This is a genomic window from Planobispora rosea, assembly GCF_014648175.1.
In the GTDB taxonomy this organism is placed as follows: Bacteria; Actinomycetota; Actinomycetes; order Streptosporangiales; family Streptosporangiaceae; genus Planobispora; species Planobispora rosea.
The window spans coordinates 1-22,886 of record NZ_BMQP01000060.1; the positions used below are offsets into that span (position 1 = coordinate 1).

Annotated in this window: 25 protein-coding genes; 8 read left to right on the plus strand and 17 right to left on the minus strand. The window is 71.1% G+C overall.

Going from position 1 to position 22,886, the window contains the following annotated elements:
* Positions 1 to 73: 73 nt before the first annotated feature.
* The 3 genes from IEZ08_RS36035 to IEZ08_RS36040 all read right to left on the minus strand — a co-directional run bounded on the left by IEZ08_RS36035 (position 74) and on the right by IEZ08_RS36040 (position 4,233).
* Positions 74 to 2,641 (minus strand): tetratricopeptide repeat protein, encoded by a 2,568-nt coding sequence (locus tag IEZ08_RS36035; RefSeq protein ID WP_189243943.1) that lies wholly within the window; start codon positions 2,639 to 2,641, stop codon positions 74 to 76.
* A gap of 442 nt (positions 2,642 to 3,083) precedes the next feature.
* Positions 3,084 to 3,209, minus strand: coding sequence for a hypothetical protein (locus IEZ08_RS40425; protein WP_268249396.1), 126 nt, complete (start codon positions 3,207 to 3,209; stop codon positions 3,084 to 3,086).
* Between the two features lie 550 nt (positions 3,210 to 3,759).
* Positions 3,760 to 4,233 (minus strand): hypothetical protein, encoded by a 474-nt coding sequence (locus tag IEZ08_RS36040; RefSeq protein WP_189243944.1) that lies wholly within the window; start codon positions 4,231 to 4,233, stop codon positions 3,760 to 3,762.
* Between the two features lie 176 nt (positions 4,234 to 4,409).
* Here IEZ08_RS36040 and IEZ08_RS36045 point away from each other — a divergent pair, with 176 nt between their 5' ends.
* Positions 4,410 to 4,595 (plus strand): hypothetical protein, encoded by a 186-nt coding sequence (locus IEZ08_RS36045; RefSeq protein ID WP_189243945.1) that lies wholly within the window; start codon positions 4,410 to 4,412, stop codon positions 4,593 to 4,595.
* A gap of 87 nt (positions 4,596 to 4,682) precedes the next feature.
* Here IEZ08_RS36045 and IEZ08_RS36050 read toward each other — a convergent pair whose 3' ends face one another.
* The 4 genes from IEZ08_RS36050 to IEZ08_RS36065 are packed head-to-tail and all read right to left on the minus strand — an operon-like array spanning position 4,683 to position 8,208.
* On the minus strand, positions 4,683 to 5,501 hold the full coding sequence (locus IEZ08_RS36050; protein WP_189243946.1) for a M55 family metallopeptidase: 819 nt from the start codon (positions 5,499 to 5,501) through the stop codon (positions 4,683 to 4,685).
* A gap of 31 nt (positions 5,502 to 5,532) precedes the next feature.
* On the minus strand, positions 5,533 to 6,192 hold the full coding sequence (locus tag IEZ08_RS36055; protein WP_229803903.1) for a cysteine peptidase family C39 domain-containing protein: 660 nt from the start codon (positions 6,190 to 6,192) through the stop codon (positions 5,533 to 5,535).
* Positions 6,134 to 7,186, minus strand: a complete 1,053-nt coding sequence (locus IEZ08_RS36060) for a threonine ammonia-lyase (protein ID WP_203863681.1) — start codon at positions 7,184 to 7,186, stop codon at positions 6,134 to 6,136. Before IEZ08_RS36060 ends, IEZ08_RS36055 begins: the two co-directional genes overlap by 59 nt.
* Entirely contained in the window at positions 7,183 to 8,208 is a 1,026-nt protein-coding gene (locus IEZ08_RS36065; protein ID WP_189243947.1) for a D-alanine--D-alanine ligase family protein, read from the minus strand. The genes IEZ08_RS36060 and IEZ08_RS36065 overlap by 4 nt, the downstream gene beginning before the upstream one ends.
* Before the next feature lie 131 nt (positions 8,209 to 8,339).
* On the opposite strand from IEZ08_RS36065, the gene IEZ08_RS36070 reads away from it, so the two are divergent.
* On the plus strand, positions 8,340 to 9,851 hold the full coding sequence (locus tag IEZ08_RS36070) for a peptide deformylase (RefSeq protein ID WP_229803905.1): 1,512 nt from the start codon (positions 8,340 to 8,342) through the stop codon (positions 9,849 to 9,851).
* A 113-nt stretch (positions 9,852 to 9,964) separates the two neighbouring features.
* Positions 9,965 to 10,162 carry a hypothetical protein gene (locus IEZ08_RS36075; RefSeq protein ID WP_189243948.1) on the plus strand — a complete coding sequence of 66 codons (198 nt, stop codon included), beginning with the start codon at positions 9,965 to 9,967 and terminating at the stop codon, positions 10,160 to 10,162.
* 56 nt (positions 10,163 to 10,218) lie between these two features.
* Here the strand turns inward: IEZ08_RS36075 and IEZ08_RS36080 are convergent, their stop codons facing one another.
* Both IEZ08_RS36080 and IEZ08_RS36085 read right to left on the minus strand, forming a co-directional pair.
* Positions 10,219 to 10,866, minus strand: coding sequence for a nuclease-related domain-containing protein (locus IEZ08_RS36080; RefSeq protein ID WP_189243949.1), 648 nt, complete (start codon positions 10,864 to 10,866; stop codon positions 10,219 to 10,221).
* A gap of 113 nt (positions 10,867 to 10,979) precedes the next feature.
* Complete coding sequence (locus IEZ08_RS36085; RefSeq protein WP_189243950.1) at positions 10,980 to 11,480, minus strand: DUF8842 C-terminal domain-containing protein; 501 nt, start codon at positions 11,478 to 11,480, stop codon at positions 10,980 to 10,982.
* Between the two features lie 172 nt (positions 11,481 to 11,652).
* On the opposite strand from IEZ08_RS36085, the gene IEZ08_RS36090 reads away from it, so the two are divergent.
* A complete protein-coding gene (locus IEZ08_RS36090) occupies positions 11,653 to 12,108 on the plus strand; it encodes a hypothetical protein (RefSeq protein ID WP_189243951.1) in 456 nt (151 codons plus the stop codon).
* 577 nt (positions 12,109 to 12,685) lie between these two features.
* On the opposite strand, the gene IEZ08_RS36095 is transcribed toward IEZ08_RS36090, so the two are convergent.
* Complete coding sequence (locus IEZ08_RS36095; protein WP_189243952.1) at positions 12,686 to 13,174, minus strand: hypothetical protein; 489 nt, start codon at positions 13,172 to 13,174, stop codon at positions 12,686 to 12,688.
* A gap of 324 nt (positions 13,175 to 13,498) precedes the next feature.
* Here IEZ08_RS36095 and IEZ08_RS36100 point away from each other — a divergent pair, with 324 nt between their 5' ends.
* The 3 genes from IEZ08_RS36100 (at position 13,499) to IEZ08_RS36110 (ending at position 15,051) form a co-directional block, all read left to right on the plus strand.
* Positions 13,499 to 13,768: a carbamoyltransferase C-terminal domain-containing protein gene (locus tag IEZ08_RS36100; RefSeq protein ID WP_189243953.1), complete on the plus strand. Its 270-nt coding sequence runs from the start codon at positions 13,499 to 13,501 to the stop codon at positions 13,766 to 13,768.
* A gap of 18 nt (positions 13,769 to 13,786) precedes the next feature.
* On the plus strand, positions 13,787 to 14,257 hold the full coding sequence (locus tag IEZ08_RS36105) for an NUDIX hydrolase (RefSeq protein ID WP_189243954.1): 471 nt from the start codon (positions 13,787 to 13,789) through the stop codon (positions 14,255 to 14,257).
* A 329-nt stretch (positions 14,258 to 14,586) separates the two neighbouring features.
* Positions 14,587 to 15,051 carry a hypothetical protein gene (locus IEZ08_RS36110; RefSeq protein ID WP_189243955.1) on the plus strand — a complete coding sequence of 155 codons (465 nt, stop codon included), beginning with the start codon at positions 14,587 to 14,589 and terminating at the stop codon, positions 15,049 to 15,051.
* Between the two features lie 225 nt (positions 15,052 to 15,276).
* Here IEZ08_RS36110 and IEZ08_RS36115 read toward each other — a convergent pair whose 3' ends face one another.
* Genes IEZ08_RS36115 through IEZ08_RS36125 form a run of 3 tightly spaced genes read right to left on the minus strand, consistent with a single transcriptional unit; the run spans position 15,277 to position 17,448 of the window.
* Positions 15,277 to 15,930 carry a hypothetical protein gene (locus IEZ08_RS36115; RefSeq protein WP_189243956.1) on the minus strand — a complete coding sequence of 218 codons (654 nt, stop codon included), beginning with the start codon at positions 15,928 to 15,930 and terminating at the stop codon, positions 15,277 to 15,279.
* Positions 15,931 to 15,979: 49 nt separating this feature from the next.
* Complete coding sequence (locus IEZ08_RS36120; protein WP_189243957.1) at positions 15,980 to 17,014, minus strand: relaxase/mobilization nuclease domain-containing protein; 1,035 nt, start codon at positions 17,012 to 17,014, stop codon at positions 15,980 to 15,982.
* Positions 17,011 to 17,448, minus strand: a complete 438-nt coding sequence (locus IEZ08_RS36125; protein ID WP_189243958.1) for a hypothetical protein — start codon at positions 17,446 to 17,448, stop codon at positions 17,011 to 17,013. Before IEZ08_RS36125 ends, IEZ08_RS36120 begins: the two co-directional genes overlap by 4 nt.
* Before the next feature lie 260 nt (positions 17,449 to 17,708).
* Here IEZ08_RS36125 and IEZ08_RS36130 point away from each other — a divergent pair, with 260 nt between their 5' ends.
* On the plus strand, positions 17,709 to 18,434 hold the full coding sequence (locus tag IEZ08_RS36130) for a hypothetical protein (protein WP_189243959.1): 726 nt from the start codon (positions 17,709 to 17,711) through the stop codon (positions 18,432 to 18,434).
* 154 nt (positions 18,435 to 18,588) lie between these two features.
* Here the strand turns inward: IEZ08_RS36130 and IEZ08_RS36135 are convergent, their stop codons facing one another.
* From IEZ08_RS36135 to IEZ08_RS36150, 4 genes are all read right to left on the minus strand, one after another.
* On the minus strand, positions 18,589 to 19,479 hold the full coding sequence (locus IEZ08_RS36135) for a relaxase domain-containing protein (protein WP_189243960.1): 891 nt from the start codon (positions 19,477 to 19,479) through the stop codon (positions 18,589 to 18,591).
* Positions 19,480 to 19,815: 336 nt separating this feature from the next.
* Complete coding sequence (locus IEZ08_RS36140; RefSeq protein ID WP_189243961.1) at positions 19,816 to 20,469, minus strand: hypothetical protein; 654 nt, start codon at positions 20,467 to 20,469, stop codon at positions 19,816 to 19,818.
* A 54-nt stretch (positions 20,470 to 20,523) separates the two neighbouring features.
* Positions 20,524 to 21,795: a helix-turn-helix domain-containing protein gene (locus IEZ08_RS36145; protein ID WP_189243962.1), complete on the minus strand. Its 1,272-nt coding sequence runs from the start codon at positions 21,793 to 21,795 to the stop codon at positions 20,524 to 20,526.
* Between the two features lie 258 nt (positions 21,796 to 22,053).
* Positions 22,054 to 22,824: a hypothetical protein gene (locus IEZ08_RS36150; RefSeq protein ID WP_189243978.1), complete on the minus strand. Its 771-nt coding sequence runs from the start codon at positions 22,822 to 22,824 to the stop codon at positions 22,054 to 22,056.
* Positions 22,825 to 22,886: the final 62 nt, after the last annotated feature.

Sequence of the window (22,886 nt, forward strand, 5' to 3'; positions counted from 1 at the left end):
CACCGATCGGGGCAGCAGCGGTTCCAGCGCCTGCCATTCGGCATCGGTCAGTTCGTAGCGACGTACCACGCCTTCATGTTGCCCCAGGTCCAGCAACTTTGACGACACGCCCTAGGGGTCGGCGGGCATAGCGGGCTTCCCAGATCGCCCGCCGCTGCTCTGCCTGCCAGTGCTGCAGCGCCTTCAGCCGGCGCTGCGCATCCGGCCCGTACTCAGGATGGCCGGACTCGATCGCCCGGCTGTACCAGGTGTGGGCCTGTTCCAACCGACCCTGCTGCTGTTCCAAGATACCGAGGTTGACCATCACTCTGGGGGCCCATTCAGCGTGGCTTGACTCGACGGCCTGGGTCCACCAGGTGCGGGCTTGGCCGATGTCGCCCTGGTCCTCCTCCAGAATTCCGAGGTTGACCATCGCTTTCGGGGCGTGGTCGGGGTGGCCGGACGCGATCACCTGCTGTAACCAGGTACGGGCCTGGCCGATGTTGCCCTGCTTATACTCCAGGTTGCCGAGGCTGACCATCGCCTTCGGGGTCTGGTCGGGGTGGCCGGACGCGATCGCCTGGGTCCACCAGGTGCGGGCTTGGCCGATGTCGCCCTGGTCCTCCTCCAGAATTCCGAGGTTGACCATTGCCGTCGGGGCGTGGTCGGGGTGGCCGGACGCGATCGCCCGGCTGTACCAGGTACGGGCCTGGTCGATGTTGCCCTGCTTATACTCCAGGTTGCCGAGGCTGACCATCGCCTTCGGGGCCTGGTTGGGTTGGCCGGACTCGATCGCCCGGCTGTACCAGGTGCGGGCCTGGTCCAACCGGTCCTGCCTGTACTCCAGGATGCCGAGGTTGACCATCGCCTTCGGGGCCTGGTTGGGGTGGCCGGACTCCACCGTGCGGCTGTACCAGGTACGGGCCTGGCCGATGTCGCCCTGCTTATACTCCAGGTTGCCGAGGCCGACCATCGCCTTCGGGGCGTGGTCGGGGTGGCCGGACTCCACCGCCCGGGTCCACCAGGTACGCGCCTGGCCGATGTCGCCCAGCTCATACCTCAGGTGGCCGAGACCGACCATCGCCCCCAGGACCTGATTAGGGTGGCCGGACTCCACCGCCCGGGTCCACCAGGTACGCGCCTGGCCGATGTCACCCTGTTCATACTCCAGGGTGCCGAGATTCACCATCGCCCCCGGGACTTGATCGGGGTGGCCGGACTCAATGGTGTGGAGATACCAGTACCGGGCGGCGGAAATGGACCCGTTGGTATGCAGTCGCCGCGCCAGGGCGTATGCGGTCGATGCCGCCACCATGGCTGAGGGTATCGAGCGCAGCAGGCGATCGGCACCGGGAAGGTCACCGCGATCCACGGCGGTGGCCGCCAGCGTGTAGCGCTGGCCGGCCTCCAGGTGAGCTTCGGCGTAGTTCCACAGGGCCGGGCTGATCGGCCAGCCGAGCGGCTCGGGTTCTTCGGCCACCACCGCCAGCAGCGGATGCGGCCCGTAGAAGGGACCGACATCGATCAGCTGTGGGCGCGCCGCCGTGGCCGGGGCGCTCGCCCAGGCCAGCGCCCGGGTGAAGGCATCGGTCGGCAGGCGGGTGCGTTTTGGCAGGTTTGAGATCTGGCGCCGGTAGGCCTTCCACAACCGCTGCAGGGCTTTTGCGGTCAGGCGGGCCGGGACCTGGGCGCGCTGCCAGTCGGTGGCCGCGCGCAGCAGCGCGATCCGGTCGGCGGCCTGCTCGCCGGTGCCGAGGGTGAGCGCGTGGCGCAGCTGGTCCAGTGCGACCATCAGGCGGCCCATCACCAGCTCGCGGGCCGCATCGTCCAGCAGCGGGCGCAGGCGGTCATAGGCGGGCTCGGCGGAAAGCCGGGCGCGCTCGTCGGTGGTGAGCGTGCCGACGACCAGGTGCAGGGCGCGCTCGCGTAGCAGCTCGCGCACGTGGCCGGCCAGGCGCAGGGGCTCCTCGCCGTCCAGGCCGGTCACCTGCTGGTGCACGGTGATGGCGATCAGTAGGTGTTTGGGCACGGCGGCCAGGCGGGCCTGGGTGATGGCCTCCAGCAGCGGTGCGGTGAGCTCGCCGAGCTGGTCGGTGCCGATGGCATCCAGCCACAGCACCACGCCGGCCTCCGGCTCGGCCCAGCCCAGCGCCTGGGTGATCAGGTCGCTCAGGCGCACGGTGGGGTCGTCGACGAAGGCGGCCAGGCGCCAGGCGGGCAGGTGGCTGCGCAGTGCGTGGGCCAGGGTGTGGCTGGTGCCGGCCAGGCGCTCGCCTTCGACGACGATCAGCCGCGGGGCGCCGGGCTCGTCCAGACGGGTCAGGGCCGCGGCCAGCTCCGCGTCGTAGGAGCGAGGGATGTGCGGCGGGGAAGTATCGGCCTCGGCGAAGCGGGAGCGGTGCACGCCCAGCTGATAGAGGTCGATCTCATCCAGGCGGGGCGGGCGGCCCGCAGCATCGGTCAGGCGCAGCTGCCCGGAGGGGGCCGGCTGGGCGCGCCAGTGGTTCCAGCCCTCCGCGGCTCCGGCCACGGCCAGGGCGGCGATCAGCCATCCCCAGCTGAACTTCCCCTCGTCGAGGACTTGGTTGCTGAAGACGGCGGTGGCCACGAGCAGCCCTGCGGCGCCGTAGCCGCCGATGCGGATCCGGGTGGAAGCCTGCACGCCGCTGATCGCCCTTCCTGCTGATAGCTGTCCCCCGAGCGATCCCTGCTCCACTACAGCACGGAATACAGAATGTGCGTCAAGTGATGACAGAAAGGTCTGTCACCCCCGTGTCCGGGGTTCGGCCGGGCACGTGCCTCTGCAGGAGATGACAATCAGCCGAGCCGGGCCGCGGACGCTGCGGCGGCGCGGGGAGCGCGGAGGAGAAAACCTCTCCGCGCAGCCGCTGCGGAGCGCGCATCGTGTCCGGTTTGCGGGACTTTTGTGATCATCGGAGGGGAACAGGTATGCCCGGGTGACAGATCGGCCGCCCCGGCCGGGGAGGGAAAACCGATCCCCGCTCACAACGCTGACGGCAGCGCCCCTACGCTGGGGAGCCAGCGGGCCTCCTACCCGGTCAGAGCCGATCTTCTCGCGGTAGGAGGCCCGGCCACCCAGGGGATTACCGGGTGGCGTCGTGATCGCCGGCCAGCCAGATCAGCCAGGCCAGCCACACAGCCAGGCGCACGGCCGCCAGGCCGGTGCGGATCGTCTGGTGGCGATCACCGTCGGGACGGGGAGCATCCATCGCGTCGTCCTCCTTGCTCTGCCGGGCCATCCGGCAGATCCGACCGGACGCCCCGAAGGCGCAAGGGGGGCAGCGACGGCAACCGTCCTCGTGAGCCGACTTTAGGGGATTGGGCAATCAGCACCCACTGACGTGAGGGGAGTCAGGTAGGGGATCCTCTCCCGGGGTGGATGGCGCTGCACCCGGTGCAGGGACGCTGCCCCTCTGACCTTGCCCGCCGGTGAGGTCACCGGAGGGTGGGGGAGCGGCGTCGTGATCGTCGAGGTCGGGGGTGCCGTAGGGGCCGAACGGCCCCACCTGCCCGCGGCGGACCGCGCCCAGGACGGGCGCGCCTTTGCGGCGGTGGGCATGAGTGAGCATGGAACTCCCCGGGGGCGTGGCCGATCCTGATCAGCAGGATCTGTGCCCGGGCGCCGCCCGGATAGACATGGCGCGATAGCCGAGCCCGGCCCGGGGCAGTGCGAGGGCAGGTGCCGAGTGCACCGTCCGGCCCTCAGATGCCCGTCCGGCCCTCAGATGCGGAGCCTGCGCTCACCTTCTCGCGAGGCGATCACTGGTGCGCGTCGTGCACGCGGGGCACGCGGGCGTACTCCTGGCCGGGCAGCGGGGTGATCTCGGCGGCGGCCACCTGCAGGTCGACCACAGTTGCGCGGCGCCGGCCGTTGCGCTCGCCCAGATTCAGCCGGGCCAGGTGGGCCCACCAGGAGCCGCCGTGCGTCACGGCCTGGCGCCAGCCGCGCAGCAGCACCACCTGCCCGGCGTAGGCCACTAACGGCGGCAGCACCAGCAGCGCGCCGGGCTGGCGGGGCAGCTGATCGTAGACCTGGCCGTCGAGCTCGGCCAGATCGGCGTACGGCAGGCGATGGTCGACGACGGACGGTGCGGCGGTGATCGGCTCACCGGGCAGGATCCAGCTGATGTGCGCCCAAGGGCGGTGCTCGACCAGCTCGCGGCCGCGCAGGAACACCGGCCGGGTGCCGTGCCAGGCCAGCGGCGGCACCGGAAGCAGGACAGGGGCGGACATGCCACTGACCCTATCGTTTTACCGAGCACACGTTCGATACCGGGGAGCGTGTCGGCGGCAGAGGGCCTGTGGTCGCGACCGAAGACGCTGATGAAGGGGGCCTGGCTGGGAAAACAGGACCAGCCGCAGGTACCTCAGGGGGTTACTCGTAGCCGGGTGATGTTTATCGTCAGGGCATGGCCGCCCGCCGCAACCCCAAAAAGAACAAGGCCGCACGACGGTGTCGTCCCGAGCGCAATGCGGTCTCATCGAGCCGGCGAGCGCAGATGAGCCTGGAGACGGTCACGACCTTGATGCTGAACGCCCCCGGAGGCGTTGCCGTTACGGCCGCGCAACTGCGTGAGCTGGGGCTGACGCCCTGACCATCGCACCGTGCTCTGGGCAGCAGATGGCGTAGGCGGTTGATCGCAAGCGGTGGCTCCGCCCGGCGCGGAGCCACCCCGTGGCGCTTAGGGCCCGTTGTGGGTGAGTGCGACGATGACGTGGAGCATGCCGTAGGCGGCTGTCATGGTCTCGGCGTCGAAGGCGATGGTGCGTCCGCTCCGGGTGACGCTGGGCAGGAGCGCGGCCAGATCCGCCGCACGCGGCTGATGCAGGTCGACCTCGATGCGCAGCGGGTGCGGCAGCCAGACCGGCGCGGTGGTGGCGTGCACCCGCATCGCCTGGCCGGCCCCGCGCCGCAGGAGATCGTGCGCTTGGTCGGGGTGCATGCCGTCGGCCGCGTGCTGGCCGAGAGCGCGTTTGACCGGCACGGTGACGCTCTGCGGCGCCAGGGCGCTGAACTCGGCGCAGGCCGCCTCATCGCCGCTGGCCAACACGACGGGCACGCCGTAGGAGGCCGCCAGCAGGGCGTTGATGCCGATCTCGCCGTGCGAGGTGCCGTTGATGCGGACGTCGAGGACGGCCTCGGCCATGGTGTGGGCGAGCACCGCGCTGCCCGCGCCGGCGCGGGCGTGGTAGCCCACGAACATCGCTGCCTGGACGCCGGCCTGCAGGCCCGCCATCATGCCCAGCTCGCGGGGCTTGCCGCGGATCAGCCGGGCCCGCCGGTCCAGGTGCTCGGGCAGGAGGTTGCGGTGGGGGCCGTGGGCGTCGGCCACCAGCACCTCGGCTGCCGGTTCGGCCTCCAGCACGCCCGCCACCGCAGCGTTGGCCGCCGCCGTCATCAAAGCGCGGCCGCGTTCGTAGTCGAAGCGGCCGGGGATGGTCTCCTCCGGGTGGACGATGCCGGCGATGCCCTCCATGTCCACCGAGATCAGCACCTTCATGGTCACTGTGCTCCCCTGGGGGCGTGGTCTTTTAGTACGTGCGCAGGGCGATGCCGCGGCCACCGAAGAACGTCGCGAAGGTGTCGATGGGCAGGCTGGCCTGGCGGGCATCGGGGGTGTGGCCGGAGGGGTTGCGCAGGTGGAGCAGGCCGAACTCATGGCCGGTGAGCAAAACCAGGTGCCCGCCCCGGCCGGGAGCCGGCCGCTCGGGGCGGCGGATCTCCTTGTGCACCGAGGCCATCACCAGGTACCCGCTGGCCAGCAGGCCGGGCAGGTCGGCGGCGGCCAGGTGCGGGTGCACGGTGGCGTGCAGGCCGTGCTCGGCGCGGACGAACTCGGCGAACGGCGCGTAGTACAGGCCTTTGATCTGGCCGTCGTCAGTCTCGATGTAGCCGCCGTAGGCGCGGCAGCCGCGGGTGAGCTCCAGCAGCGGCGGGGCGTGCCCGTCGCGGTGATCGAGGACCATCTGCAGGCAGGCCATGCCGCAGGCGTGCCGGCACCAGCGGCCGTACTCGGCGCGGGTGCGCGCCCCCGAGGCGCGCCATTGCGGGTCGTCGGCGGGATCGGCGCCCTGGTAGACGATGGCGCCGATCCGCTCATGACTCATGTACTGGGTGAACAGGGTGATGCCGTCATGGCGTGCCTGCTGGCTGCTGCCCGCTTTCGGCGTGCAGGCCAGGCATCCCACCATCTCCCCCAGCAGCGGTTGCGCGGTCGATCAGCGACCGGAACGTGGTCCAGGCGATGTTTCCCCCGGACAAGACCACGCCCATTGTGCCGGATGTGATCTCGATTCGCCCGCATATCGCTGCGGCGAGTGCGCATGCGCCGCTGGGTTCGACGACGGCCTTCAGGTGGGTGAAGGCTGCTGCCATGGCTTCGACGATCTCGGTGTCGGAGACGGTGACCACCGCATCCAGCAGCGCCCGGTTGATCGCGAACGGGATCGGGGCCGGGCTGGTGTGGGTGAGCCCGTCGGCGATTGTGACCGGTGTCGGGATGCTCACCCGGCGGCCCTCGCGCAGCGACAGCGCGGTGTCGGCTCCGTGCTCCGGCTCCACGCCGACCACCCGTATGTTCGGGCGCAGGGCCTTGGCGGCCACCGCGCAGCCGGCCGCCAGCCCGCCCCCGCCGACCGGTACCACCAGCGTGCTCACCTGTTCGGAGCGGGCGAGGATCTCGGCGGCGACGGTGCCGCCGCCGGCGATCACCTGCTCGGAGTTGGCCGACGGCACGATCGCCAGCCCGCGCTGTCGGGCGATCTCGGCCACGATGGTGTCGCGGTCCTCGCCGCCGCGGGCGTAGTGGTAGACCTCGGCCCCCAACTCCCGGGCCGCCTGCACCTTGACGTGCGGGGCGTCGGCGGGAACCACCACGACCGCATACGTGCCGGCCAGCCGCGCGGCCCAGGCGATCGCCTGGGCGTGGTTGCCGGAGGAGGCGGCGATGATCCCTGCGGCGCGTTCGTCCCGGGTGAGGCTGAGCACGTGGTTGAGCGCACCGCGCACCTTGAACGAGCCGGTCGGCTGCAGGTTCTCGGCCTTGCACAGCACCGGGGTGCCGCACAGCGCCTCCAGCGCGGGCGAGGCCAGCAGCGGCGTGTCGGTGACGTACCCGTTCAGGCGGGTGGCGGCCGTGCGCACGTCGTCGATCCCGATCACGACGTTGTCCCGCTGCGCGCTCACGGCCGGTAGCCGTGCGGCGTGAGCGCGGTGGACAGGATGAACGCAATCAGCGCGTCGTAGCCGATGCCGTCGGCCGCCGCCATGGTGGCCATGTTCCCGGCATGTGACAGGCCCGGCAGGGTGTTGGTCTCCAGCCACCACACCCGCGGCCCGTCGCCTGCGCCATCGCCGGCAAGGCCGGCGTCGACGACGAAGTCGCTGCGCGAGTAGCCTGCACAGCCCAGCGCGCGGTGTGCGGCCTGGGCGTGCTCACGCACCAGCGCCTCGGTGGCCGCCGGTAGGACGGCGGGGCAGTGGTTGGTGAAGGCTGCCGGGTCGTTCTTGGTGATGTAGTCATAGAAGTCGCTGCCCTTCGGGCGGGTCTCCAGCAGCGGTAGCACTCGCAGTTGCTCGCCGTCTTCCAGCACGGCGGCGGTGATCGAGGGGCCGGGCCAGAACCGCTCGGCGAACAGCGCCTGCCCGCCGGTGCGCAGCTCGGCCACCGCGGCGGCGAGGTCGTCTTCGCTGCGCGACAGGCGCATGTCGATGGAGCCGCCTTCGGAGATCGGCTTGATGATGACCGGCAGCTCGATGGCATCGGCTAGGTCTTTTGCGACCACCTCGGCCGGGGCCTGGTCGTCGATGACGCGGCTGGGCAGGACGCTGACGCCGTGCGCGGCGACCATGGTCTTGGCCGCCGTCTTGTGCATCGCCAGCGCGCTGGCCAGGACCCCGGAGCCGGTGTAGGGGATGGATAGATGCTCCAGCAGGCCCTGGAGTTTGCCGTCCTCGGCGTACTGGCCGGCGATCGCCAGGAACGCGACGTCGATCTCGCCAAGCCGCTCCAGCAGATCGGGCCCTGAGGTGTCGATCAGGACCGCGGACAGGCCCGCTCGCTGCAGCGCGGCTAGCGCGGTGGTGCCCGACAGCAGCGAGCGGGCCCGTTCCCGGGACCGGCCGCCGGTCAGCACGCCGATGCGGCCTTGCCCGGGCAGCGCAAGCTGGCGGGCGTCGAGGCACAGGGGATGGGTGATCAGGGACACGGGGAGTCTCCGATGATCGGTGGACTGGTCGCCTGCCAGCAGACCTCGCCCCGTGCCGGTGAGGTCAGCGTGAGTGCGGCTCACTCACGCTTCACTCACGCATTCACGCCGTCCTAGGGAAAGATGAGAGGGTGGAAACCCCCCGCAACGAGCCACCCGACGCACAGCACGACGGGCCGCGGGCCTTCGGCGAGGTTCTGGCGCACTGGCGCCAACGGCGCGGGATGTCCAAGAAGGCCCTGGCCGAGGCGATGGACTACGACCCGTCCTACATCAGCCACATCGAGTCCGGCCGCCATCCGGCCGGCGAGGATTTCGCTCGCCGCGCCGAGGCGAAGCTGTCGACTGGCGGCCAGGTATGGCAGTCCTGGCACGAGGCCGCGGCGACCGCCTCGTCAGCCGCGGCGCCCTCGAGTGCTCCCGGCGGGCTGGTGGTGGAAGACGACCATGCCGAGCTGCGCTACGCCGGCGGCATCTACACCGCGACCATGCGCCGAAGCCTGTGCAACGCCGGCCCGGACCCGGTGATGCGCTACCTGGCCCGCATCAGCGTGGACCGCTACCCCGGCGAGCCCGCCCGCTCCAACGTCCACTACCGCGCCCATCCGCTCACCTGGGCCGAGCTTGACCTGAGGGCCGACTGCGACGGCGAGCCGATGAACGTCGAGCCCAAGCACGATCGCGACTGCTTCAAGGAGGTCTGGTTGTGCTTCTCCAATGACCGCGGCAAGTTCCCGCTGTATCCGGGTGAGCGCGCCACGATCACCTACGCCTACACCGTCCCCGACAGCAAATGGGGTCCCTGGTTCCAGCGCGCGATCCGGCTGCCTACCCGCCACCTCGGCGTGACCTTGACCTTCCCGGCCGACCTGGAGCCGAAGGTGTGGGGGACCGAGACCTCCACCACCGCCGAGGCCGTCCCGCTCCACAACCCCATCACCCGCACCCAGCGCGGCGATGAGACGCTGTTTTCCTGGGGCACCGCCGATCCGCCGATGGGTGCCCGCTACCGGCTGGAATGGCGCTTTGGTGCCCGGTCCGGCCAGATGGACGCATCCCCGAGCCTGCGCACCAGCAGCGACCGGATGAAGGCCGCCGGGATCGTCCAGGCCGGAGATGCCATCCTGGCCGCCGTCGCTGAGCCCTTCGACCTGCCCGAGCAGGCCGAGGCGGCCGGCGAGGTGATCGACGCGTTGTTCGCCGCGCTGGCTCGGGTGCGCGAACAGCACGTCTTCGGCAAGGGCATGGGACTGGCCGCCCCGCAGATCGGCATCGGCCGGGCCGCCGCCATCGTCATCCCGCCCGATCCCGACGCCGAGGCGGTCGTGCTGCTCAACCCCCGCATCACCGACGCCTCCACCGAGACCGACGAGCAGTACGAGGGCTGCCTGTCGTTCTTCGATGTGCGCGGCATGGTGCCCCGGCCGCTCACGTTGGAGGTCGAGCACATCGACCTGGACGGCCAGCGCAAGATCACCACGTTCCCGTACGGCGTGGCCCGGCTCGTCGCTCACGAGATCGACCACCTGAACGGGCAGCTGTACACCAGCCGCATGCGCGCCGGTCTCACGCCGATCCCGGTGGAGGAGTACCGCGGGATCGGCAAGCCTTGGATTCCCCCGACCAGCACGTCCCCTCCCTAGCGCACGTTAACGGCCGTGGCCGCGCTCGTCCCGCTGGCTGGGGTCCGGCTGGAAGACACCCTGGCCCAGGCGGTCCGCGGCGGCACCAGCGGTGCCGCCCTGCGGGCCGGAGCATGCCGGGGCCCAGAGGGCTTCCGCTGTACGGGCAGATGCCGCCCGCCCCGGGCCTGGAAGCCTTCTACCGCCGCGACGGATTCACCATCGAGCCGCCCGATGGCCCCATCGACCTGTGGAGGATCTTCGGTGTGCACGCCAACGTCGCCCCGGGCGCGGGCGAGCGCATCTTCCACCGTTGGCAGCTGTCCGGCTGACCGCAGGTCCGGCGGCAGGGGAGGAGCGGGCCCCGATTCGCCCTGGCCCCGTGTGCTCAGCCCTGATCCGGCCGCGCGCTCAGGTACGCCGACAACGCCTCGATGTGGACCGGATCGGCCGTCGGCTGCGGCGCGGGGAAGTACTGGTCGAAATAGCCATCGGTGATCGCCCGCATCGGCAGCACGGGGCCGCCCTTAAGGGAAGCGGAGCAGATGGCGTGCCGGATGCTGAGATCCAGCACCGTGGTGTCCGGGACGATCCATGCCGTGCCGCCCTGGAGCCCTCCGGTGAGCCGGTAGATGATGCCGGCGCGCGAATAGGCGCGCCGGTCATCGAGCCACGGTTGCGGCGCCACGGTGCCATCGGGCTTGAGCAGTACGCCCTTGCCCCGTGGATCGAGCATCAAGGTTCCGGCGCCGCACCCCTTGGCGTCGATGATGAGCCAGGTGGCGCCGGTCAGCACCACGTGGTCGAGGTTGGTGCTGCCCAGACTGCGCGGCTCCAGGCCGGCCCCGCGCACCTGGTGAAACCCTGTCAGGTCGTGGAAGAGGTGAAAGTGATCGGCTCGGGTGCTCAGCCACTGCTCCAGGGCGTGGGCCACCCGACGTTCGTGAAAGGCGCCCCGCCGCGCGTCCGCGCCATACTTCGCGCCGCCGGACTCGCTCAGGCTCCCGCCCGGACTTCCATGCACGGTCACACTCATCGGCATACCCCATGGGGATCTTCGAGAGTTGGGTGGGTTGGCCCCGACGCTAGCGGTGGGCACTGACAATCCGGCGGCCGCGCGCCGGAGGCGGGCCATCCTGCCGAGGGCCGCTACGGACGCGGACGCCCGCCCGGCTGAGTTTCGGCGTAGGCGACCACGGCGCTGATGAGCAGCCCGGCCCGCGCGCAGGCGGCGGCGTTCTCCTCCAGGTGGGCCGCATCGTCCAACTGCAGGCCGCAGCCCACCAGCAGCAACACCGCACCGAGCCGGTGGGCGTGCTCGCGCCAGCCGGGCGGGGTTGCCAGCTGCAGATCCGACACAAAGGACTGCTCGGGAGTATCCCGGGGCGAGCACACCCGCAGCAGGCCGGTGGCATCGAGCTCGACCCGCCAAGAGGTGACCGTCGGTGCGGGAGGCTGGGCGGGATCGGCCACCAGCGCGAAGCCGTCCCTGAGTGGCAACGCGATGATCACGCTGATGGGGTCGCCCCCCGGACCGGGGGCACGCACCGGCGTGGGGTCGTCCACCCACAGAAACGGGATCTTCCCGGCCGGATACGTGACCAGTGCGGCCAGTGCCATGATCAGGCGGGGCGCATCGGGGTCCGTCACGCCGCCATCGTGGCACTGGAGACCGGCCCCGGGAGCAGAAGTTCGCCAGATTCCGCCCGACCCTCGGCCCGGTCTGACACCCTCCGGCCCGAACGTCGGCGATCGGACGGTTTCCCCTGCGGGCAGCGGCCGGATCCGGCACCATCGGACCGAGCAGGGAAGGGGAGTGGCCATGAAACCTTCGCCCGAGAGCCGCAGTCGGTATGTGCCGAACCTGCACGAGCATCTGCAGCTGACCGGTGCCGAAGAGCGGACGTTCTCCTTCGAGGAGGTCATCGCCGTCCGTGACCGGCTGACCGGAACCACCACCCCAGCCGATCCGTCCAGCGCCGACGCCATCGACTGGGCGAAGGTCGCCGCCTACCGCACCGCCCTGGCCGAGCAGCACCTGCGCCACGGCGATCTGGGCCCGGCGTTCCACGTTGCGCTGAGCTACACCGGCGGCTCGATATCGGCCGCCCGCGCGCACCTGCTGGCCGTCTTCGGGCGCGCCCCGTCACGTTCGTATGCCGCCGTGCTCTACCGGACCTGGCAGAAGGCGGACGCGCACCGGCGGGCCGAGGCCATTGGCCGCCTGCGCACCCTGGGTGTGGTGTTGCCCGAAGAGCGCAGCCACCAGCCATCGTGAGGGATCCGGACCGCCGACACTCATGAGTAATCCCAGCGGCCGGGCGCGACACTGTGACACAGAATGTGCATTATCTGTCGCACTGGCCTCGGCGGCGCCGCTGCGGCCCAACTCGCCGCCGGGCGGACCGGCCCCGACTCGGCAACGTTATGTGTCACATCGCCCAGGGGTGAGCTCGTGCCGGTCCTCGTGCTTCCGATTCCGGCGCCGGACGATGCCGGCGGGCCGAGCGTGGCCGAGGCCGTCGATCGCTTCCTCCACTCCCTTACCGCGGCCACGACCCGGGCCGGTTACGCCGCGTCCCTGGCCCACCTGAGTGCACGCGCAGGCGATCGGCCTGCGGCTGAGCTGGAGCGCTGGACCACCACCGCCGCCGCCACCTAGAACCGGCACCTGTCGGCGCTGGTGTCCTTCACCACCTGGGTCCAGCGCCAGGAGATCCTGGCCACCAACCCGGCCCGGCGCCTACAGCGTCGCAAACCCGCCCGCCGCGGCGACCGCGCCATCCCGGCCGCCTGCGCCGGACAAGAGGGCGCAACTGCCCGGCGACCGTGCCCGAAAGCCGACCGCAGGCCTCTTAGATCACCTCGGGCACCTGGTAGTCGGCGTGGGCGCCCAGGCGCTGGCCGGGCCGCAGCCCGGCCAGGAAGTAGGCCACGCAGGTGGCGCCGCTGTGGCAGCGCACGCTGAGGCCGTAGCGGTGGGCCTGGCCGGTGGTCGGGGTGATGGCGGCGATCTCGGTGTGGCCGGTGTTGGTCAGCGTGGCGATCAGCCAAGCCTGCACATCGGCCAGGCGGATACGCTCGCCGTCGGCCACCAGCGGCACGGGCGGCAGCGGGTCGGGAGCCGGGCCTTCGACGATCTGCTCGGCGGCGGCGCGGCCGCCGGAGGGGGCGGTACCGACCATCTGCACCAGCAGTTGCGCGCCGGTGGTGAACGCGATGCGCGCGCCGATGGGCTTGTCGGTGATGCCGGCGGCGGCGAACGACTCCACGCTTGTGATCACATCAGCCGGGTGGGCCCGGATCGTATCGATCACGAACTGCTGGAATCGCGCGATCTGCATGGATGGATCCCCCGGGTGGTGGTTGTCGATGGTGCGGGCAGCAGTCTGCCACCGGGGGTGAGGGCGACAGTTGCCGGGGCAGGCCGGACATCGGCCACCGTGCCCGCAGGTCAGCGGCTCATCGCCTCCAGCCGATCACGGCGACACCGGCCGGGCCCACGGCTGGCGGGGAATGGCGGCACGGGCAGCTCATGTGATCAAATGCGGTCCATGAGCATCGATACGACCCTCATCACGACGACTGGTGTCATGGCCGCCCACACTGGGGGCATGGCTCTCACGACCGGTGGCATGCGGCATATCGGCGGCATGTGATCTCTTCTGTTGGCGCCCCGGGTACGCGCCGAGCAGATCGCCGGCGTCGTCTACATCGACGGCACCGCCCGGGTGCAGACCGTCGATGCGGCGACTCACCCGGCCTTCGCCGCGCTGATCGGCAACTTCCACCGCCTGACCGGTGTGCCCGTCGTGCTCAACACCTCCTTCAACGACCGCGAGCCGATCGTGGAGACCCCCGCCCACGCGCTGGCCACCTTCCAGGCCAGCGCCCTGGACGCGTTGTGCATCGGCGACTACCTCGTGACCAAGACCTGAACTTGCGACAATGAGTGCATGTCCACACCGACCCTGCGCCCGGCCGCCCGCGTCATCACCCTTGATGAGCACGACCGCGTGCTGCTGCTGAGGTATGAGGACGAGGCCGGCGGGGGGTTTTGGGCCACCCCGGGTGGCTCGCTGGAACCCGGTGAGGACTACGCCCGCGCCGCCGCCCGGGAGGTCCGCGAGGAACTCGGCGTCGACGACGTCGTCCTCGGCCCGCAGGTCGCGATCCGCAGCAGCGACCACCTGGTCGGCGGCCGACCGGTGCGCCAGGTCGAGCGGTACTACATCGCCCGCATACCCGCCGCCCAGGTCCGGTCCCAGGATGCGACTCAGCCCGATGAGATCCAGGGGTGGTGCTGGTGGTCGCTGCCGGAGCTGAGCGCCAGCGACCAGAGCGTCTATCCGATCGGTCTGGGCGATCTGGTGGCGGCCTATCTCACCCACGGCGCTCCGCTCAGGCCGTTGCAGCTCGCCGGCTGAACTTCCCGCGCCTGTGAGCGGTGCCCCTGAGTGCCCCCGGAGGCCGGCAGACGGCCCTTCCCGCACTGACACCGTGAAATGCGCACGCCGCGCTGGCCAAGGCGCCCAGCAGCCCGACCGGGGAGCGGGCCCCGTGGTGGCCGGGACCTTCACAGTCGAGGCGGCGTGCCGCGAAGAGTAAAGAAATTTGCACGGCGGCAAAAGAATCTACCGCGTTTCATTTGTCCCATTATGAGAGGTTTGGGTTGACTGGGGGTGCCAGCCTCCCCTGCGGCCTTTCCGGCGCCGGGGCGCTGCGGCTATCTGCCCGTCGCCGCTGTGAGGATTTGATGACCACCCCAGATCCCATCGACCCGCTCGTCCTGCAGGACCTGCTGAACCAGGACCTGACCAACCGCCAGATCGCCGAGCGGCTGGCCACCACAGCACGCGAGGTCGTGCGCGCGAAAGTCCGGCACGGTCTGACCGGCCCGACCGTCTATGATCACCGTGCGGTGCTGCCGTGGAAGCTGCCGATCGAGCACGCCATGGCCGCGCCCGCGTGCTACCTCAGGACGTTGTCGCGCTATGCGCAAGGCGGCGATGCCTTCGGTGGGGAGCAGGCCGTGCACGAGGCCATCACCTGGGCTCAGACCATCCTGGCCAGCGGCGCCGATGTCGCCTACGATCCGGCCTACACCGGCCCGGGCCTGGACGGGGCGGCGCACTGGCTGCTGGTGGAGCCCGGCCAGATCTGGCGGCTGCGGCGCGTGTATGAGCAGGTCATGGACCGCTGTGCGCAGCAGGAAAGGTAGGCGCGCATCCAGCAGGCCCGTCATGGGTCACCCGGGGACGGTGGACGGGCTCCGGGCTTGGGGCCATCGCCGTTGGAGCCCGGCCAAAGACCACCTCAAAAATTCGCGAACCCGGGGGAGCGGGACGCGGTTGGTCACCGTGGCCGAGTTGGTCGAGCTGACCTACCAGATGCCTCAAGCCGGCGGCTGAGCGCGCCCGCCGCGGACACGGCGAGCGATCACCCATCACGTGGGCCAGCCGTGCCGAGCGATGAGCTGCTGCAGCAGGGGCGAGGCCGCGATGGAAAACACCAGGCCAGCGTTCATCGTCTCGGCGTAGTCGGCCGCCGGGCCGCCTGCGGTCTGCAGCCGCTCGGTCGTGGTCACCACGATCAGCCCGCCGCCGGCGATGTGCCGCCAACGGGCGGCATGCGCGCTGCCCAGAAAGGCGATGTCCTGCCGGCCGCGGAACGGGCGGTCAAACTCCAGCTTCAGCTTGATCAGCGACAGCTCGGCGCCGTTGTCCATGGCCGTCCACGCGGTCGCCACCGTCATCGCCTCGGAGGCCGCCACGGCGCCATGTCGATCCAGCAGGGCAAAGGCCTGCTCCAGCAGGGCGCTGCCGGTATCGGGCTCAACGAGCACGATAAACAGCGGGGGCAGTCGCCCGGTGGAGCGGTGATCGGGCAGGGCGGCGATGGTCCCGCTGGCCTCGACCGCTCCGTCGACGAAGGCCTTGATGTGCGTGAGCATCTGCTCGTGGGGGAGGGTGCCGGGCAGGAGCTGCGATGAGGCGATGCGGCCCTGCCGCGGCGCCCATACCGCGCTCTGGCCCTGGGCTGCTTTGCGCTCAGAGCGGGTCTTGCCGGTGGACTTCTTGCGGCGGCGGCTGGTGGGCATGGGGTCTCCTTGCTCATCTCGCGCGGGTCGGGCTGGTTGATCGTCGTGGTCAGTCGGCCGGGGTGACGGAGTCAGGCGGACCTGCGTCAGCGGCGTCCGGGACCGGGGGATCCATCCAGGCCTGGGCGCATTGAGCCCAGTGCGCCCGAGCGTGCTCGGCGGTGCCGGACGGCCACCCGGCCCGCAGCGTGGGCAAGGTCAGCTCGCGGGCGAGACGGCCGCCGGAAAACCAGATGGGCTTGCGGTGCTCGGGGTCGGGCCGGGCGACGGCATAGCCGATGACCTCCCCGTCTGCCTCGGCGGCGTAGCGGGGCCGCACCCATACTCCTGCCGTGCTCACCTGGTGCAGGAAGTCGGCCTCATCGGTTGAGCGCGCGGCGGCGGCCGCCACGATCCGACTCAGGGCGACGCGGTCGGGTTCGGCTGGATGCGGCGCTTGCAGCGCATCGGCCTCCGGAACCGGCCCGGCGCCGGCGTCTTGGGCCCGGCGGGCCCGCTCGGCCTCGGCGCGGCTGTAGCCGGCGCGGCCGCGCCCCGGGCGGCCGGGCACCGGTGCCAGGCCGAAGCGCTGTTCCATCTCGGCGCACAAGCGCGAGGCCGTGATCCAGGAGCGCCCCGGGTCGGCCGTCCTGCAGTCCTCACGTACCAGGTTGACCACGACGCTGATGTGATCGTTGCCGGTGGGGGAGGGGCCCCGGTGGATGGCGATCCACCGGCAGGCGGCCCGGCCACTGGCCGGATCGTCGTCGAATCCCAGCCGGCTGATCAGGGTTCGGGCAACGACGGCCCACTGCGCATCGCTCAGTCGCTCGCCCGGCGGCAGGGAGAAGGTGCACTGCCATACCCAGCCGCGCGGCGGGGTGATGCCGGCGGCCACGCGGTGGTCGTCCAGGGCGTAGCCGAGCTCCCGGATGCGTTGCCGGTGCGCCGGGGTGTTCAGCAGGGTGCCGTCGGCGATCTCCAGCATCTCATCGGCGGCGATCACGTGCTGGTCGCGGTGGGGGTGCCTGCGGCCGGGCCCGAGCAGGTAAGCGACCAGGCCGCCGATGTCGGTACCGTACCGGGTGGCGATCTTGGCGATCATCGGGTGCTCCTGACGGCGGCTCCCGAGTCCAGCCGGCGTAGCGTGGTGCCGAGCTGCTCACTTGTGTGGCGCACCGCCTGCAGCACGGCCTGCGCCTGGCTGGGGGCGGCCATCGCCGCGCTGCCCGGGGCGAGGGTGAGCTGGCACACCGCGTCGCCGAGCGCACGCAGCTGCCGCCGTACCGCAGCCAGTTCCCGGACCAGGGCCTGCCGCGCAGCCGGTGGAAGCCGGTGTGGGCGCGGGGCCAGGGCGGAGAGGGTGGTGTCGACCAGCAGCTGCGGCACGGTCATCGCCGCAGCCGCGGCCGCGGCCTGAAACTGGGACTGCTCGGCTGCGGTGAGGCGGACCGCGACCCGGGCGCTGCGTCCGCCCGGCACCCGCGATCGGCGGCGCCGGGGCGGCGCTGACTCGGCGGCTGTGCTGGCATCGGTCATCGGCCTCAATCCTCCGTACGAGGGGGTAGGGCAGCCGCATCCGGTATCGGGGTGCCGTACCGCGGACAACGAAACACAAAAGACAGGCGATGCGCATATTAACCATTTCTGTCATAGAGATCGACACCCCTTGTTGAGTCGCGTAATCTGCCGGAGCATGATGGTGATCACCTGCCGCGCCCATCCGGCCTCCCCCAGCGGCCCGGGCCGGTACCGCGGCGGGCACGCCGCAGGTCGCCTCCACCCGCTCCGGAGCCGTCATGCGTAACCTGATCGTCTCCGATGCCGTGGCCGTCATCGTTGATCTGGCGCAGGTGAGCGTCCTGGCCGACCCCCTGCTCGGCGGCCCGCAGGCCTGCCCGCGCTGCGAGCAGGACATGGCCGTCGACGGCGCGGCCACGGTCGTGGTGCGGCGCTTTGCCGACGGATTGCACCTGGTACGCATCGCCCACCCCGCATGCCTGCCCTCGGCCGTCTTCGACACCGAGATCGAACCGGTTACGCCTGATGACCGGCATCTGACAGCCCCGGCCAGCGCCCGGCCCACGCTGTTTCCCCTCCCCGGCGGTGCCGACCTTCCCCTGCTGGTCGTCTCCCTGCACGATCGCGTGGTGGTGCCCGGCCGGGGCGTGTCACCGATCCGCCTGAACCAATTGATCATGACTGAGGGTCTGCAGCTGGTGACCGGCCCGGCCACCTGGCTACCGCAGCCCGCGCCCGGCTGGCGCCTGCTGGCCGCCGACGGCTGGGCCACTCTCACCGCTGCGGATGCCAGCGTCGTCTACGACGGCGAGCTGGCACTGTGGCCCGCCTGGCGTCGGGCCGCGCTCGCCTGTGGCTGGGTGTGGCTATGCGTGGGCGTCATCGGCTTGAGCGACGGCTGCGACATCGGCCAGGAACTGCGCGCCGCGATGGCCGCCGAGCTACTGGCCACCGGCCTGGTCGAGACATGCTTTCCCGGCCCCGTCCCGCACCGCCACGAGTAGCTCGCACCCGGTCGCGGCACGGCCCGTCGAGGCCTGGGCACCTCACGCACCGCAGTGGCGCGGCACGGAGCCCAGCGCGCCGATGCGCGGCCCACCCGCCCCCGAGCTTGGCCGCCCAGCAGGCACCCGCCGTCCCTGCTGGGCAGCGGTGCGATTAGCCCGCCAACCCGCCACGCTGAGCGCGCAGGCTGACCGCAATATCCGCCAGGCGGGCGTCCTCCACGGCTCCACTACAGGCAGGCCGCGGGAGCGGGGAGCGCTCATACAACTCCGCGCGGGCACTGACGATCTCCCACCGGCCAGTCTCGTGATCACGCTCCCAGCCCACGCCGTGGTGGTCACTCAGCAGGCGGCGCATGCGCGATCTGGCGTCGGCCTCGACGGCCTCGACGTAGCCGTACAGGCGCTGGCGGGCCGGACCGGCGATGTCGGTCCACTCCCCATCGGGAGCAGCCATCAGCGCGGCGAGCACCAGATGGGCGTGCAGGCACGGGCGGGGCAGGCGATCGAGCAGGGCCGGGGTGCTGTGGTGGACGATGATCCAGCCCATCAGTCCGGCGCGCCGGGCCCGGCCGACGAGCCACCTTTCCAACTGGCCGGCGCTCTGGCTGATGGCCTGGGCGACCAGGGCCGCAATGGAGGCGGCCACCTCGGGCGTGCCGAGCGCGTACAGCGTGCTGAGGCTGGCCGGCGCGGCCAGGGTGATCTCATAGCCGCGGTTGCGCTTTGTTTCGGTACCGGCCAGCAGACGGCGACCGGTGTGCGGATGGCGACCAGCCATGAGCGCGGCGGCCACCGGGTGCTCATCGGCGGTCAGGGGAGTACCGGGGGTGATGCCGAAATTGGCCAGGGACGAGCCGGTCCACTGCAGCGCCTGCGCGCCCAGGGCCATCGGGTCCGTACCGTCCTCGGCGACGAGAGCGGGAGCGGGCGGCAACGGGCAGACCGGTCCATCGATGGAACCGCGGCGGTCGCAGACGATGCCGGGGCGGAGCCGGTAGTGCACCTGCGCGGCCGACGGGCCGAGATCGACGATGCAGGCCATGGGTCCTCAAGGGGCGGGGGCGATCGGCCGCGGAAGACGGCTCTGCCGCTGTCGCGTTTTTCACTCACGAATGGTCGACACACGGAGATTACTAGCGATCTTTCTATCGATCAATAGCCCTGTCAGATGACGGTCCGGGCAGCGCATCAGATGAAGAGACGAAGACCAGCAGGCCACCCAAGAACCGCCGCAGGAGCCAGCCAGGCGAATCAAACAGGGGCATCGATGCCCAGGAAGATGAATCGAACATGCGTCCCGCCGACATCCGCACCGCCGGATAGTCAGCACTCTCGGCCCGATGATGCCCCCAGGGGCGACGTGCGGGAGCCGGCGACCTCAGCCGCGGACCTCGCAGGCCGCAGCCAGGGGGAACAGATGCACGTAGGGGGCGAGCATGTCGGCGCCGGGCCCACGCAGCAAAGTCCGCTCCAGCTCGACCCCCATATACACAAACAGCGTCGAGCTCGCGGTTTTGATCAGGTAAGGCAACTGACCGTAGCGCAACGCCTTGATGCCCCGGCCGCGCAGCCCATGATGCAGGTCAGCCAGGACCACGATGCGGATGCGCCGCTCGCGTAAGAGCGCAGCGGTGTGGGCACAGGCGCTCTCCCCCCGCGACCGCGGCCGGTCGAGCCGTTTCGCGATGCCGGGCACAAGCGTGTCCGGCACGGTGCCTTCCGGCAGGGTCCACCACAACGTGCGCCCGCCGGGAATCTGCTGCTCCCGCAGCACCGAACGCACGGCCCAGGCGGTCACCTGCTTGACCCGCACGGCCTCACCGCTGATCGCTGCGGCGTAGCCACCGAGATAAAGCCCGTGCCCGAGTTGGCGGGCCAGGCGGGTGATGCTGGCACGCTCCTGCGGCGGCGGCTCGCCGGCGCCCTCGCCGTCGACGAACCACTCCCAGCTTCTCGCTGCCTTCCCAGGCCGATGGACCGGCAGGGCGAACGGCAGGTGCGCCAGCTCGCCGTGGGCAGCAGAGTCCATCATGAGGCCAGCATCCCAAAATGCTCCGCGCCCGGCGACCAGACTCGGGCCCGCCTCCTACAGCCCCGCGCACTCCAGGGCCCGCTGCCAGGCCGCCACGCTGTCGGCCTGCTGACCGAGGTCCTCCAGCACCTGAGCGGCGATGGACCAGCCCTGGGCGCTGGAGCGGGTGGCCGGCTCACCATCCAGGTACTGGCGGGCCCGGTCGATCGCGCGCCGGGCGTGTTCGGGTTGATTCAGCGCGGCCATCACCTGCCCGGCCAGCAGGTGATAGCCCACGCGCAACGGCGGCGGCAGCGTCTCGGCCCGGGGGGCGATGGCATCCAGCTGCTCGGCGGCCTCGCTCGCTCGGCCGCCGAGCAGCTCGGTGCGGGCCAGCAAGTAAGCCAGCTCCGCCTGCTGCAGCGGCGCATCGAACCAGCGCAACTCCTCCTGCATGATCAGCAGCCGGGCACGGCACTGAACCGCCTGATCCGGTCGCACCACAAGCAAAACCTCGGCGTGCGCGGCCACGGCCCGCGCCCGCACCGGCGCCTCAGCCATCGGCGGGCAGAGCGCCAGCGCCCGCTCCACCAAGGCCACGGCCTCCTCATCGCACGCGGCCTCCAGCGCAACGACCGCCTGACCCCAGCAGGCACTCATCTGCGCCTGGACGGTACCCGCCTGCACGGCCGCCTGCTGCAGCTGCTCGGCCCAGGACCGGGCACGCAGCAGATCACCACGCTCGCGGTAGACGCTCAGCAACATCGCCCCCAGCGCGACGCGCCGCTCATTCCAGCTCGGTGCCGCCGGCCCGTCCACCACGGCCTCGGCCACCTGCACAGCCCTGGAGAAGTCACCGCGACGCATAAGGCAGCGGGCCAGCGCGACCGCCGCATCGACGTCGTGCTCATCCATCCGCATCAAGGTGGCGATCGCCGTCTCCAGATCGCCCTCGGCCTCAGCGGCCAGCGCCAGACCGAGCTCGGCGGCCCGCCGCTGGTCCGCCAACCCGGCCAGCGCCGGATGCTCCAGCAGCCGGGCGTAGCCGTCCCGGGCCAGGGCCGCCTTGCCCTCCTCCAGCAGCAGCCGCGCAGCAACCAGCGCGGTTTCGATCTCATGCACCTGGGTGGGGGAGATGCCGTGGGTCAGCTCCAGCACCGAGCAGCCCAGCTTGGCCGCCAGCAGCTCCAGCACCTCCGGCGAGGCCTGACGCTTGCCGGCCTCCAGCAGGGAGATGTAGCTGTCCGACAGCTCCGGGTGCGCCAGCTGCCCTTGCTGCAGCCCGCGCTCGCGGCGCTTGTCCCGGATGCGCGCGCCGATCGACTGAGCGTCACTGCCGCTGATCAATGCTGCCTCTCCTGTCGCTGGGGCATCGAGGTGGCGGAAGCCTTCCGTCGCCAGCGTGCCGTGCTTCTGCCGTCCTACCGCCCCGATAACGCGACCCTAGATCACAATCGCAGGCCATATTACGGCCGCGTTGACTCGGGGTCGCGGCTACGGCAAGAAAGACCTGCCGCGCTGCGGCCACGCCGATCCGGCAACCGCCCGCCACCACCGCCTGGCAGCCCCGGCCTGTGCGCGGTGCTCAGCGCCTCTGCGCGGTGCTCAGCGCGCCGTCGGCGCGCTCAGGCAGGCGCCCGCAATCACCGCCAGCGCCACCGCCACATGCACCGGACAGCCAGGTACCCCCTCGCCATAACCCGGCGTATGAGGGAGATACACCACCACCGCGTCCAACCGCTCTTGATCACACGCCTGCTGATCATCCAAGACGTCGGCGGCCAGCACGCACTGCCGCCCGAACGCCACCGCCTGACGGCTCTCCCGGCACGCCGTCTCCAGCGCCGCCGCAATACGCCGCAGCCGGTACGCCAGCGGCGAGGTGACCATCCCCGGCGCCAGCCCCCGGACCGCCTCCTGCCGCACCTCTGCGTGCACCGCCTCCAGCTGCGCGGCCAGCTCGCTCAGGTACGGCCGCACGTCCCCCTCCGGAGCATGCGCGGCAACACGGCGGCGCACTTCGCCCAGCACCGGCGCCACCTCGCCTCCCGGCCGCCCGGCCGGGGCCTGCTGACGGGCCCGCAACACCAACACCTCCGGCAGCAAGCAGGCGTGCAACATGTCGTCGGGATCCGGGCAGTCCGCGCGGTGCCCGGCCTCCGGCACCCGCACCGGACCATCAGCGATCAAGCCCATTTCGGCGTCACCGGCCGACACGTACCCGTACTCGGCACCCACCACCCAGCCGTCCGGGCTGTGCGGATCAGCACCGGCCTCCCGCTCGCTGAACCCCACCAGCACCGGGGTATCGGGGGCCAGACGGGAAGCCAGCGCGGCGAGCTCAGCGGCAGTGGTGATCAGATGCAGCTCCGGCATACCCGGCTATCTACCACCGATCGGCTCTTCCTGCGACGGATCAACACCGCGCCCGACCGCGG